Source organism: Chitinophaga silvisoli, assembly GCF_003412465.1.
Taxonomy (GTDB): domain Bacteria; phylum Bacteroidota; class Bacteroidia; order Chitinophagales; family Chitinophagaceae; genus Chitinophaga; species Chitinophaga silvisoli.
This window is the reverse complement of the sequence record NZ_QTJV01000001.1, coordinates 1,121,419-1,133,887: the sequence shown is the minus strand read 5'-3', so window position 1 is coordinate 1,133,887 and position 12,469 is coordinate 1,121,419. Positions and strand designations below refer to the sequence as shown.

General features: G+C 44.1%; 16 protein-coding genes. 7 read left to right on the top strand and 9 right to left on the bottom strand.

The features are described 5' to 3' along the window. Nucleotides 1-44 precede the first annotated feature (44 nt). Nucleotides 45-593, top strand: coding sequence for a phosphatase domain-containing putative toxin (locus DXN04_RS04615; RefSeq protein ID WP_116852108.1), 549 nt, complete (start codon nucleotides 45-47; stop codon nucleotides 591-593). Here the strand turns inward: DXN04_RS04615 and DXN04_RS04610 are convergent. Beyond that, a complete protein-coding gene (locus tag DXN04_RS04610) occupies nucleotides 507-1,739 on the bottom strand; it encodes a cation:proton antiporter (protein WP_116852107.1) in 1,233 nt (410 codons plus the stop codon). The genes DXN04_RS04615 and DXN04_RS04610 overlap by 87 nt on opposite strands. A 265-nt stretch (nucleotides 1,740-2,004) precedes the next feature. Here DXN04_RS04610 and DXN04_RS04605 point away from each other — a divergent pair, with 265 nt between their 5' ends. After that, entirely contained in the window at nucleotides 2,005-3,390 is a 1,386-nt protein-coding gene (locus tag DXN04_RS04605) for a hypothetical protein (protein ID WP_147319834.1), read from the top strand. Between the two features lie 129 nt (nucleotides 3,391-3,519). Here DXN04_RS04605 and DXN04_RS04600 read toward each other — a convergent pair whose 3' ends face one another. Further along, nucleotides 3,520-3,921: a carboxymuconolactone decarboxylase family protein gene (locus tag DXN04_RS04600; protein ID WP_116852433.1), complete on the bottom strand. Its 402-nt coding sequence runs from the start codon at nucleotides 3,919-3,921 to the stop codon at nucleotides 3,520-3,522. Nucleotides 3,922-4,016: 95 nt separating this feature from the next. Between DXN04_RS04600 and DXN04_RS04595 the strand changes: the two genes are divergently transcribed. Continuing rightward, nucleotides 4,017-4,850, top strand: coding sequence for a helix-turn-helix domain-containing protein (locus DXN04_RS04595; RefSeq protein ID WP_158568845.1), 834 nt, complete (start codon nucleotides 4,017-4,019; stop codon nucleotides 4,848-4,850). Nucleotides 4,851-4,862: 12 nt separating this feature from the next. On the opposite strand, the gene DXN04_RS35570 is transcribed toward DXN04_RS04595, so the two are convergent. From DXN04_RS35570 to DXN04_RS04570, 6 genes are all read right to left on the bottom strand, one after another. Further along, nucleotides 4,863-4,997: a hypothetical protein gene (locus DXN04_RS35570; protein WP_262512436.1), complete on the bottom strand. Its 135-nt coding sequence runs from the start codon at nucleotides 4,995-4,997 to the stop codon at nucleotides 4,863-4,865. A 2-nt stretch (nucleotides 4,998-4,999) separates the two neighbouring features. After that, the gene (locus DXN04_RS04590) at nucleotides 5,000-5,425 is read right to left on the bottom strand and encodes an organic hydroperoxide resistance protein (protein ID WP_116852104.1); all 426 of its coding nucleotides are present in this window, start codon (nucleotides 5,423-5,425) and stop codon (nucleotides 5,000-5,002) included. A gap of 11 nt (nucleotides 5,426-5,436) precedes the next feature. After that, nucleotides 5,437-5,865: a MarR family winged helix-turn-helix transcriptional regulator gene (locus DXN04_RS04585; RefSeq protein WP_116852103.1), complete on the bottom strand. Its 429-nt coding sequence runs from the start codon at nucleotides 5,863-5,865 to the stop codon at nucleotides 5,437-5,439. A 146-nt stretch (nucleotides 5,866-6,011) separates the two neighbouring features. Then, nucleotides 6,012-6,887, bottom strand: a complete 876-nt coding sequence (locus tag DXN04_RS04580) for a toxin-antitoxin system YwqK family antitoxin (RefSeq protein WP_116852102.1) — start codon at nucleotides 6,885-6,887, stop codon at nucleotides 6,012-6,014. A 100-nt stretch (nucleotides 6,888-6,987) separates the two neighbouring features. Beyond that, complete coding sequence (locus DXN04_RS04575) at nucleotides 6,988-7,452, bottom strand: DoxX family protein (RefSeq protein ID WP_116852101.1); 465 nt, start codon at nucleotides 7,450-7,452, stop codon at nucleotides 6,988-6,990. Nucleotides 7,453-7,496: 44 nt separating this feature from the next. Next, nucleotides 7,497-8,078: a Crp/Fnr family transcriptional regulator gene (locus tag DXN04_RS04570; protein WP_116852100.1), complete on the bottom strand. Its 582-nt coding sequence runs from the start codon at nucleotides 8,076-8,078 to the stop codon at nucleotides 7,497-7,499. An 83-nt stretch (nucleotides 8,079-8,161) separates the two neighbouring features. On the opposite strand from DXN04_RS04570, the gene DXN04_RS04565 reads away from it, so the two are divergent. From DXN04_RS04565 to DXN04_RS04555, 3 genes are all read left to right on the top strand, one after another. After that, nucleotides 8,162-8,356: a hypothetical protein gene (locus DXN04_RS04565; RefSeq protein ID WP_116852099.1), complete on the top strand. Its 195-nt coding sequence runs from the start codon at nucleotides 8,162-8,164 to the stop codon at nucleotides 8,354-8,356. A 4-nt stretch (nucleotides 8,357-8,360) separates the two neighbouring features. Further along, the gene (locus DXN04_RS04560; protein ID WP_116852098.1) at nucleotides 8,361-9,839 is read left to right on the top strand and encodes a cryptochrome/photolyase family protein; all 1,479 of its coding nucleotides are present in this window, start codon (nucleotides 8,361-8,363) and stop codon (nucleotides 9,837-9,839) included. 71 nt (nucleotides 9,840-9,910) lie between these two features. After that, the gene (locus DXN04_RS04555; protein WP_116852097.1) at nucleotides 9,911-11,233 is read left to right on the top strand and encodes an APC family permease; all 1,323 of its coding nucleotides are present in this window, start codon (nucleotides 9,911-9,913) and stop codon (nucleotides 11,231-11,233) included. A 41-nt stretch (nucleotides 11,234-11,274) separates the two neighbouring features. Here the strand turns inward: DXN04_RS04555 and DXN04_RS04550 are convergent, their stop codons facing one another. Beyond that, complete coding sequence (locus DXN04_RS04550) at nucleotides 11,275-11,643, bottom strand: winged helix-turn-helix transcriptional regulator (RefSeq protein WP_116852096.1); 369 nt, start codon at nucleotides 11,641-11,643, stop codon at nucleotides 11,275-11,277. Between the two features lie 96 nt (nucleotides 11,644-11,739). On the opposite strand from DXN04_RS04550, the gene DXN04_RS04545 reads away from it, so the two are divergent. Continuing rightward, nucleotides 11,740-12,468, top strand: a complete 729-nt coding sequence (locus DXN04_RS04545) for an MBL fold metallo-hydrolase (RefSeq protein ID WP_116852095.1) — start codon at nucleotides 11,740-11,742, stop codon at nucleotides 12,466-12,468. Nucleotide 12,469: the final 1 nt, after the last annotated feature.

Here is a 12,469-nt window from a genome sequence, read left to right as displayed (position 1 = left end):
GTAACCAATGCTATACTTACTATACTCATCTAAATTTAAATCAAATGTCAACAAAAATTTACTGGATTACTAAAACTATCGGCATCATGCCAAGGCCCCGTGGCAATGAATGGTTGGAAGATGAAATCATTGCTTTCAAAAAACAGGGAGCCAGTGTAATCGTCTCCTTACTTGAACAACATGAAATAACAGAACTAGGTTTAAGACAGGAAAAACAACTCTGCGAAAAACATGCTATCCAGTTTATCCATTTCCCTATTCCTGACAGATCACTGCCCGCCCAAAGCCGGCAAACAGAGGAATTCATTCATACACTCTCACAACTAAAAACAAAGGTCCTTATTCACTGTCGCATGGGCATTGGCCGTTCCACTATAATCGCAGCAAGCCTTCTACTTTTCCATCAACAAAAAGCTATTGAAATCATCTCCCACATCAGCCACATTCGTGGTTTAAAAGTACCCGATACAGCAGAACAATTTCAATGGCTCAAAAACAGGGAAGAATTACTTCACAAACCTGTTCACCACTTTATTCAGCGTCAACCCCTGCACAATCACCGAGAAGACTACGATGATATAACTGGCGGATAAAATCAGTCGTTTATAAGGTGACTCCGGCAGCGAAAGCGCCAATGCCACAGAGATCCCTCCCCTCAATCCGGCCCATACCAGGATAGCCGTGTTATTGAAATTCGTCTTCAGCGATCTCCGCATGACCATGGAAGGCACTGCAATACTCACCCCTCTTGCTATCAGCACAAACAATACCGCTACCAGGCCAATAAACCAGTAGTGACCGATAAATGGCATCACCACAATCTGCAAACCAATCATTACAAACAGGATAATATTGAGCAATTCATCTATCAATTCCCAGAAGCGATGCAGGTAATCCTGCAACTCCTTATTACTCTTGGCACCAATAGAAGAACTCCCCAGGATCAAACCAGCTGCTACCGCTGCCAATGGTATAGACACATGCAACAAACCTCCCAATATTGAAATCATCATCACCATAGAAATAGATACCAGCACCGCTGTCTGGAATTCCTGGATCTTCCTGGTGAGATAACCTGTTACAATAGCAGTTGCCGCACCCAATGCCAGGCCCCCAAATACTTCTTTGGCAAACAATTCCAGCGCATGCGACACAGAGAAAGTAGCCTCCTGTGCAGCGACTTCACCAATAGTGACAAAGAGGATCAGACCCACCCCATCATTCAGTAATGACTCACCTGAAATGATCGTCTCCAGTGAATTGGGAATTCTCGACTTCTTCAATACAGACATCACCGCGACAGGGTCTGTGGGCGAAATCAATGCACCAAACAGAAAGCAATATACAAGTGGCAGATCTATGCCCAGCAAAGTTGTCGTAATATCCAGCAGCAATCCAAAAATGATTGTAGAACCGACCACTCCAATTGTACTCAACACCAGCACCGGCCGCTTCTGCTCCTGTAATTTCTTATATTCAAAATGAAATGCACTGGCAAATAAAAGGAAGGCCAACATGATATCCAGCAACGTCTTTGTAAAATCAATGCTGCGTGTCAGCTCACGTATAAAATTGAAAGCAGTAGGAAAAGCCTTACCTGTCACCAGTATAAAAATCGAGAGCAGGATAGAGACAAACATTACACCAATAGCACCAGGCAGTTTGATGAATCTGAGATTAAGGTATGAAATCAACGCACTGATAGTGATCAAGGCCGCAATGATTGTAAATGTATCCATTCAGTTGTTCATTTGGTAAGCGATGAATATACGAAAAATCCCTCATCTCTCCATGATCGGCAAGCCATCACAGCGCATTACTTCGGATTAACCAGGCTCACTGCAGGTTCAGCTTCTTTTTGAAAAAGGAAATTCAAATTAATAATACAACTGATCCACAATGACCAGTTAAATCAATCAGCCACCCTATCACATATACAAATTAATATATACATTTGTTCGGGACGCTCTTTTAAATAAACCTCTTAACCGACCCTACCTATCTATGGAACTAACAAACTACTTTTCTGACCGCCAAAGACTTACATTGAAAAGCCTTTGGATGCCGGGGATCATCATTGCCATTTTAGGCCTTATCTCCTGCTTTTTTGTATACCCGAATGAATCATTTTATGACTTTGTAAGACGAGATGCCTTCTCCATCCCTTTTATCATTCTCACACTTAAATGGTCCATTGCCTACAGCTGGGAACACATCATTCGCAAAGACTATAGAAAAGTCCTCTTTACCGTGCTGCCTTTCATTGTCCTAAACCTTAAAATAAAAGTATTTACCAATCAAATGTCTTCTTTCCTGCCACCATTCATCGACACTGTCATGATTAACATTATCTGGACATGTGTGCAGATAATAGGCTTATGCTATATCGCAGGAAAAAAGAATTACAGGCAGATCGGTTTGGTAGCCGGCCTTATGATCTATTATACAACGGATGCCCCTGCCAACCCGCTCAACTACTTCCGTTTCGAGACGTTCAGGATAACAGATATCATAGCGGACTTATTCCTGCCATTCCTGATCTATGGCTGGATCTACCTGGCTGAAAACTACTTCAATGAAAAGGATTATAAAAATATCCTCAATTCGAAAATTCAGGTGATCAGTGGCCAGGAATACCGGTTCTTATATGCGCTGGTAGCCTTTTCCTGCTGGGTGATCATATATGAGTCAGCCGCTTTTATGAAGGCTCTTACAAATCCCTATGACGGTTTCAGCTCCCATGTCATCCTCACCAGGGTGATTCACTTCGTCATGGAGGTCAGTATTTTCTATATCACAGCCAGCCTGACCAGGAATATTGTTATCAGCAGAATGAATACCATTGCCAACCACAATGGCTGGTTATACTTCTTACATTATATCCCGGTGCTGAATATCATTGTATGGATGATCTTTTCCCAAAAACCGCAGGTACACACTACAAAAAGTGAGAATGCTGCCTTCTACCTCGCTAAGCATGAAGGAGGGATCAACAATTTCATTATTATCTTAGGCGTACTGTTTGCCATCTGGAATTTATATGGTGCTTACCAGTATAATAACTACCGGCCCTCAGCCGCTACTGCTGTTTTACTACTCCTTATGTTTGCAAAACTGATCAATTATTTTTTCCTGGACAAAGGCAAATCCGCCATTATCAGCCTGGTCGTACTTGGCTGCCTGGGCGCATGCACACAGATTCTTGCACTGTCTGTATCCGAAAGGTCCGTATTTGTTTCAACCATGGCCGGCGTACTGTCTTACTTCTTCCTGGTGGAAATCTTCCATCCTGAATTAGACGAAACAGATCGGACTCAATTAGACGAAACAGGTATCGCCGGATCAGATGAAACAAATCCTCCGGAAATTCCTGAAGCAATAATCTTATAACTAAATAATTTATGGGGTTGTATCAAAAGTAACATACCAGGAATTAATCCCGGTACCTGATGAAGAGGATTTTTGTTGATGTAGTTCTCAATGCCTTCAGATTATTTTTGATACAACCTCATGTCATTTTTATTTGTCTGCCAATATCATTCTCAATCTATTCAAAGCCCCCATCAAAGCTATACTGGCTGTCAGCTCCACAATTTCTCTTTCTGAAAAATGCGCTGACAGCAATTGCACATCCCCCTTTAAGCCAACTACATCTTCCGCATATTGCAATACCAATCTTTGTTGAAGACTGAAATCCTTTGAATGCCGGAAACCCGGTATCTGATCTACTATTGCTGCCGGCATTCCCATCTCCCGCAGTTCCCCCGCGTGGAAATGACAACAATATGCACAACCATTGATCTGGGATACCCGCAATTCTACCAATGCAATCAGTAAAGGATCAATACCTGATGTACGTATGCTGCTATGCGCCTTGTATAAATGTCCTACCGTTTGCTGCGCAATCTGTTTGTAATCCATCTTTTTTTAAAAGCAAAACTACAGGCTCACGATTTCAGGGTTCAGTAAATAAACAGGATAAAGCAGTATCCAACCAGGATGCTTACATTTGTAATATGGAGCATATTAAAGACAACTTCTCCATTGAAATACTGGAGTGCACACAGTGGACGGAGAGGAACCGGAAAAACAATTTCTTCGAATTAGTGTACATCCTCAAGGGACATGGTCAGCATATCGCCAATCATCTGCCTACGCCTTATCAACCAGGACAAGTCTTCCTGCTGCCCGCGGCCAAATGTCATGCTTACGACATTGAGGAGAAAACTACATTTCTCTTCATCCGTTTCACTACACACTATTTTGCCCCGGGCATCATCGATTATACACAATGGATCAACCGGATCAACTTCATACTTGCCAATCATGATTACCTGCCTGGTGAACTCGTCACGGATCCGGATGATAAGGTCCAGCTAATAAGGTTCCTCGACATTATCCAGTACGAGTACAATAAGCATGAAAGCTGCGGTCCTTCTATCATCCGCAATACCCTCGTTTCCATCCTCGCCCTCATCAGCAGAAATATTCAAAAGAAAATACAAAGCACCCGGTCTTACAAAGACAGGCGCTTTACCCATCTCATTGAGTACATCAATTACAACCTGCTGGACCCTGATAAGATTACAGTCAAACACCTGGCCGCACAATTCCATATTCCCGCTACCTACTTCAGTGAATACTTTTCCAGGAATGCAGATGAGACGTTTCAGGAATACATTCTCCGTTCCAAAATCAGGATTGCCGCATCCAGGGCTAAATACACCACGGCACCCTTCCTGGAGATCGCACTCGACCTGGGATTTACCGATAGCAGCCACCTTAATAAGGTGATGAAAAAATACACCGGCAAGAATATGCGTAGCACCCGGCAGGAAATGCAGGAATGATGATGTACAGCATCACCCACCCTGCACGATCTCATGACCCGATAATCCGGTTTTGCCTGCAACGATAGCGATCCTGATTCCCCCGGCACTCATGTTTAAAATCCCTACCAGAAAAAAGGCCTGCAGGAAACCTGCAAGCCTTTTCAAATTTATTCACCTTCAGCCGTCACATGGAATGTGACATTAATATTGCCTCTCGTTGCATTAGAGTAGGGACAAACCTCATGCGCCCTTTCTACCAACTCTTTTGCCTGTTCTACCTCCACACCCGGGATATTCACACTCAATTCCACAAACAAAGCAAAACCTACACCTTCTTTTTTCAGACCTACTTTTGCAGTCACAGTAGAAGTACCGGTTTGTACTTTTGAATTCCTGATCATGAGGTTCAGCGCACTGTCAAAACACGCAGCATAACCAGCTGCAAAAAGTTGCTCAGGATTGGTAGCACCACCAGGACCGCCCATTTCTTTTGGGATCCTTACATCCAGTTCAAGTAATCCATCAGTAGATTTTACATGACCATTCCTGCCACCTGTTACTGTTACCTCGGTTGAATACAAAGCTTGTTCCATGATTTAATATTTTAAATGTGTCCTACTTTTTGTAATAATTTATGTAGTGTAGCCCGCAGCTGTTTCAGTTCCTTTTCATTCATATCCATTTCACATGCCAGCTGTGCCGGGATCTTTTCTGCACTCTTCTCCAGCTTCCTGCCTGCCGCACTGAGAGCAATGTTGACCACCCGTTCATCCTGTTCATCCCTTGTACGCTTCACCAACCCCTTTTCTTCCATTCGTTTCAGCAATGGGGTCAGTGTACCACTGTCCAGGTACAGCAATTCGCCCAGTTCCTTCACCGTCATCACGCTGTGCTCCCAGAGGACCATCATCACCAGGTACTGAGGATAAGTCAGGTCAAGCTCCTCCAGCAATGGCCGGTAGAGGGCAGTGATCTGCCTGGAGGCCGCGTACAGCGGAAAACAAACCTGATTTTCCAGTTTCAGCATATTCATTTCATCTCATTTGATTTATCAAAATTAAATTGTGCACAATTAATTTCCAAATAAAATTAATTGTGCACAATTTAATTCTCCTTATCTAAAAAGAAAAAGCGCTTTTACCAATGGCAAAAGCGCTTTAGATCTTAATAGTATTTTCTTTACTGTTCTGTCGTAATTCCTTTGTTGTCCGATGCCATCTTCATCTCTACAGGCGCTGCCGCCATGGCAGTATGCTCTATCAGCTTCTCACTGATCAACTTCCCTTTCTCATCATACTCCTTCACATATCCCTGGCTTTGTCCCATTTCATGCAGGGTACTCACCAGGCCATTCGGATAAAACTTCCTGGTGATCACAGAATCCTTTCCCTTTACATATTCTTCCTGCAACAAGCGGCCATTCGGATCGAATTCTCTTGTCACCATCACTTTCTGCATCAGGTCTACCTGCTTCCATTCCTGCAACTTTCCGTCGGGGAAGAAACTTCTCCGCAGGTTGGCACCATTGCCCAGTTCCTTGTAAGTATATTCCAGGGTCCCCTGCTCATATTCTCTCGTGCTATCCAGGCTCCCGTCCTGGGTATAGAAATTCTCCCTGATCAGCGATTTGTTCTTAAATACTTTTTCTTTCTGAATAAAGCCGTCTTTGAAGTCCGCTTCAGAAATCATGATCTTATTATCAAATACCTGGCGCTTTCCATTTAGTTTGCTATCGCGCAACTCCATGGTAATCATCAGGAATGACTGTTCGTTACTGAATATCTTCCTGGCAGTTCTGTCCAGATTGCCATTGCTATCCACATAGAAGTAAAAACGGCTCTGGTCTGGCCATTCAGTTACATAATATCCTTCCTTCAGGGCAGAACTATCCTTATTTAATACGGTGATTGTCTTTACACGACTTCTTTCTTTCTCCTTTCTAATTAGAGTAGACCCATCTAATGACTTATACTGTTGCGCATAACCATTTGATATTGAAGCACATAAAACCAGGCCACAAATAGTCAGCTTTAAATAGGTTAGGGAGTAATTCATTCGGTAAATATATAAATAATTAATAATAAGGCATATGTTAATTTTATTATTAACTTAATATTCAATTACGAATGGGCCTAAACTACCCTTGTTAACATGATTAGCAACTCCGAAACCAACCCGTAGAAAAATAAACCACCCATACTATAAACAACAATTGCAAAGGCACCCTGAAGTACAAATATTCATAACCCGGTCCTTCATGGTTCGCCATTTCCATATTCAGCTTCGTCATCGCTGCATAAATATTCGCAGGCAATAAAACGATGAACAGGATAAGCAACAGGTTGCCGGCAACATTCCTCAGCGAAGGCAGCAAAAGCATCAGCCCCAAAATTACTTCCACAATGCCACTCACATATACCACTGCCGTCTTAAACGGAATAATGGGTGGTATCATCATGACCATTCCCTCCGTAAATTTAAAATGTCCGATCGCCGTCAGCATCAGCATACAGCACATTGCAACATTACCTGCAAATACCAGTTGCCACTTGCCCAAAGATAAGCGGGCTATCGCCAGCGATAAGAGAAAACTAACTATTAATACTATCAAAGGTTTCATAATACAAATTTGAGCAATCCGCATTTGAACGAAAATGATGTATGTTAGTTTCCCATCAGCTGCTTCCTGATCCGGCTTAAACTTTCAGGCTGTATACCCAGGTAAGAAGATAAATGCTTGACAGAAATATTACTCACCAGTTTTGGTGCGCGTTGCAATAAACCGGCATATCGCTCTTCCGCAGTGCGCGACAAAAGGTCCATTTCCCGCCTCAGCCGTTTTACATACTGGTACTCAGCCATGAGGCGGCCTATCCGCTCTCCATGATGAGAGCGCGCATACAAAGACTGCAATTCCTGGTAATTAATCATTACAGCAGTCGTCTCCTCCAATATTTCCACAAATACGGTACTGGGCTCCCTCGTAATAAGAGAATAATAAGCGGTCACAAAATCCCCGGCAAACTGGAAATCAACCGTAAATTCCTTGCCATCCCTTATAAAGTAGTGCCGCGTAGCACCGGTGTTTAAAAAATAGATCTGATTTTCCACTTCCCCATCCCGGATCAGGAAGTCACCTTTTTTATACGATTTGAGGTGCAGGGTCTGCGAAAAGTCCGCCCATTCTGCATCGTCAAGTGGCTGAAAACTGAATACCGCAGCCTTTATCTGGTTAAAATCATTCATAATATAAAAATACCAAATCCAACCTGATGCGCCAGCCGCAGCGGCATATTATTTGTAATCTTCCTTAGTAAAACTTAATCGTTATGGAAAAGCGCGTACTGGGCGTTGTATTCACCATATTAGGCGCCCTTGGATTAGTAATGGCCGCGGTTAACTTCGTTAATGCCGGCGGTGGCACCAGAAGTGTAAAAATGATTGTCATCTACACGCTGCTGGGTATGGTATTTTTCTTCTCAGGTATGGGACTGATCAGAAACACAAAAGACCGCCCTTCCTGACTAGATGGAAATCGGCCTCATATATCCGCACCAGTTATATAAGCACTATTGCCACCTGCCCCCGCATGTTTATGTGGTAGAAGACGAACTGTACTTTAACCAGTACAACTTTCACCAGCAAAAGCTACTGCTGCACAGGGCATCTATGCAGTACTATGCCGGCCGGCTCAAAGCTGGCGGGCATACAGTACATTATATAGAGGCGCAGGATAAAAAGGCACAGACAAGGTACCTGTTTGAATACCTGGCTGCCCATCATGTCACTACCATTCATTATATCGATACTACCGACTACCTGCTGGAAAGAAGGATTAAACGGTATGCAGCGCAATTCAATATCACCCTCCGGCGCTGCGCTTCTCCTAACTTTATTGGCGACCTCTCTTACTTCGAAAAGAACCATAAATACTTCATGGCTTCCTATTATAAATCTGAAAGGAAGCGATTGCAATTGCTCATGGATGGGAATCGCCCTGCAGGTGGTAAATGGAGTTTTGATATGGAAAACAGGAAGAAGATGCCCGCAAACATAGCAGTGCCTCCCATGCCCATTTTCCACTATGATAATTTTGAAGCCGCCGCACATTATGTGCGAAAGCATTTTGGTAGTAACAGGGGAAATATTACCCGATTCAATTACCCGGTTACACACCGGCAGGCAGAACGGATGCTGATTTTTTTCCTCAGGGAAAAACTGGCGCATTTTGGAGAATACCAGGATGCGATTGTAAAGAAAGAACATTTCCTCTTTCACTCTATCTTATCCTCTTCTCTTAATATAGGATTACTCTCTCCCGAAACGATTATTAAAAAAGCTATCAGTTATGGCAGCCGGCATCGTATACCCATCAACGCCCTTGAAGGCTTTATCAGGCAGGTGATTGGCTGGCGTGAATTCATGCGGGCAGTATATACTAAAGAAGGTGTAAAACAACGCACCACTAATTTCTTTGGCTTTACCCGGAAAATTCCTGCCTGCTTTTATACAGGCGAAACGGGTATTCCACCGATCGACAACATCATCCGGAGCTTACAGGACACTGCCTATGTACATCATATTGAACGATTGATGGTGCTGGGGAATTTCATGTTGCTCTGTGAGTTTGATCCGGACGAAGTGTACCGGTGGTTCATGGAGCACTTCATTGATTCGTATGACTGGGTGATGGTACCAAATGTATATGGTATGAGCCAGTTTGCCGACGGAGGCCTGATGAGTACCAAGCCTTATATCTCCTCTTCCAATTACATCCTGAAAATGAGTGACTACAAGCGGGGCCCCTGGTGTGAGATCTGGGATGCCCTGTTCTGGCGGTTCATGCATGTACATCATGAGCTGATTAAAAATAATCCACGCCTGGCAATGCTGAAGATCACAGCTGCCAAACAAAAACATTATGTGAGAGTGGCAGAAGAATACCTGACCAGGATCTGTGAAGGGTTGCAGCCAACACCACACGGTACATTGTTTCCCGGTATTTGACAATCCTTCTCCCTGCTGCCGGAAACCCTCTGCTATTAAAAGTGAGATAAAATCTTTACTTTTACGTATATATGAGTCAGTCTCAACTCTCCCGTCACCTTACCTTACTGCAAGCAACAGCCATTAATATGACCGACATGGTCGGCATCGGTCCTTTTGTTGTACTGAGCGTAGTCGCAGAAATTATGCATGGTCCCTGGTTCCTCTACGCATGGATCGCCGGCGCACTCCTCTCCTTCATCGATGCAATGGTCTGGAGTGAACTCGGTACCACCTTCCCTGCTGCCGGTGGTAGCTACAATTTCCTGAAAGAAAGTTTCGGTCCCCGTACGGGCAAACTGATGAGTTTTCTCTTCGTATGGCAAACCATGATCCAGGCACCACTGGTCATAGCTTCCGCCGCCATTGGTTTTGCACAATACACAATGTTCCTCTATCCCCTGGGCTTTTGGGAAACCAAGGCCGTAAGCGGTGCTGTCATCATACTTATTGTATTCCTTCTTTACAGGAATATTGAAACCATTGGCAAGATCAGTGTCACCCTGTGGATAGGCGTACTGGTAACCATGGTCTGGATCATAAGTGGTGGCGTGGCACAGGGACATTTCTTAGAACCGATCAAACATATCAATGATGGTCTGGAGCTCAACATGGCATTTGCAGCAGCCCTGGGCGCAGCCAGTGTGAAGTCTGTATACAGTTACCTGGGCTATTACAACGTCTGTCATCTGGGTGGCGAAATCATTGCCCCACAAAGGAATATTCCCCGTAGTATGTTCATCTCTATTGCGGGTATTGCGGTATTGTACCTCTGTATGAATATCAGCGTGGCTTCAGTATTACCTTTAGAACAGATCGAGAAAAGCAATTTCGTAATCAGTGAATTCATTCAGCAACTGGCAGGTCCTACTGCGGCCATGATTGCCACTGTATTGATCCTTTGGATTGCTTTTGCATCTGTGTTTTCTGCCACCCTGGGGTATAGCCGTATTCCTTATGCAGCTGCAAAAGATGGGGCTTTCTTTAAAGTGTTTGCACAGCTACATCCTACCAAGAACTTTCCCTATATTTCCTTGCTGGTACTCGGTGCGGTAGCCTTTGTGTTCAGTATGTTCTTCAAACTGAAAGAAGTAATCAGCGCCATCCTGGCTATGCGTATCATGATCCAGTTTATCGGGCAGGCGGTTGGCTTACTGGCACTGAGTAAGCGCAAAGGCAGGAACTTTATGCAGTGGAGAATGCCTTTCTACCCGGTACCAGTCCTACTTGCGATCCTTATCTGGGTAGGCATCTTTATTTCTACCGGCGGTACTATGATGATGGCAGGTCTGGGCGTTACCCTGCTGGGGGTGATCATTTACTATCTGAAAAATCAACTTCAGGCGGAACGTTAAATATCTTCCATATTAAGGCTGGAATAACAAAATGTTCCCGCTTAGCGCTGGCCATTAGCCACTTTCTTTTTATCTCTTAATTCCTGCACCTGTGCAGAAGCGTGCTCATTGGCCCAGTTTTCCAGTGCTGCCAGTGCAGGACCAAGCGCCTTCCCCTTTTCAGAAATACGGTAATACACTTCAGGAGGAAAAACCTGTCTTTCCTCCCGCACAATCAATCCATCCGCCTCCATTTGCTTCAGGTGTTCCAGGAGGACCTTCTTGGCCACCTTCGGAATGTTGCGCCATAAATCCGTGAACCGGATCTCCTGCTGGTGAAATAAATGAAACAGGATAATCGGTTTCCATTTCCCCGACAGCACCTCCAGTGCCACATTCAGACCGCAATGTTTAAACTCCGTATAATTCATGGTTACAAAAAAGTATACTGGTTACCTTTCTGTCAACTTCATTCGTTTTTTACAAATTCCGCTGACCTTCGTCCTGTCAAAATTAAATTAATTACCATGAAGTTACAATTGCTGCGCAATGCAACGCAGGTGCTGACTGTAAATGACAAACAAATCCTGATTGATCCCATGCTGGGGCCCAAAGGTGCCTATGATACGATTATAATGACAGATAACGGGCTCCGTAATCCACTGGTAGACCTGCCCGTAGATCCGCAGGAATTGATCAAAGATATCGATGCCGTGTTACTGACACACCTTCATAATGACCACTGGGATCCTGTAGCGAGAGAATTGCTGCCAAAAGCGATCCCCCTTTTCTGCCAGGCAGGTGATGAAGATAAGATCCGGGAGGCAGGGTTTACGAACATTACGCCAATTGAAAATAATATTACCTGGCAGGGCATCAGTATCAGCAGAACCAGCGGCCAGCATGGCACAGGTGAAATAGGTGCCCTGATGGGCAAGGTATCCGGCTATGTGATCAATGACCTGTACATTGCCGGGGATACAATCTGGTGCAGTGATGTACAAAACGCGATTGATCAATACCAGCCCAAACATATCGTGCTCAATGGGGGCGCAGCACAATTTGTAAAAGGTGACCCCATCGTCATGAGCATTGACGACATCAGGAAGGTAAGCGCCTATGCACCAGCGGCGACACTTATCATCGTCCATCTCGAAGCTGTCAACCATTCCAGGCAAAGCCGGGAGCAAATAAAGGCTGCCTTCCCCAATCAAAAGGTATGGGTACCAGATGACGGCGATTTTTTTTATATTTAAA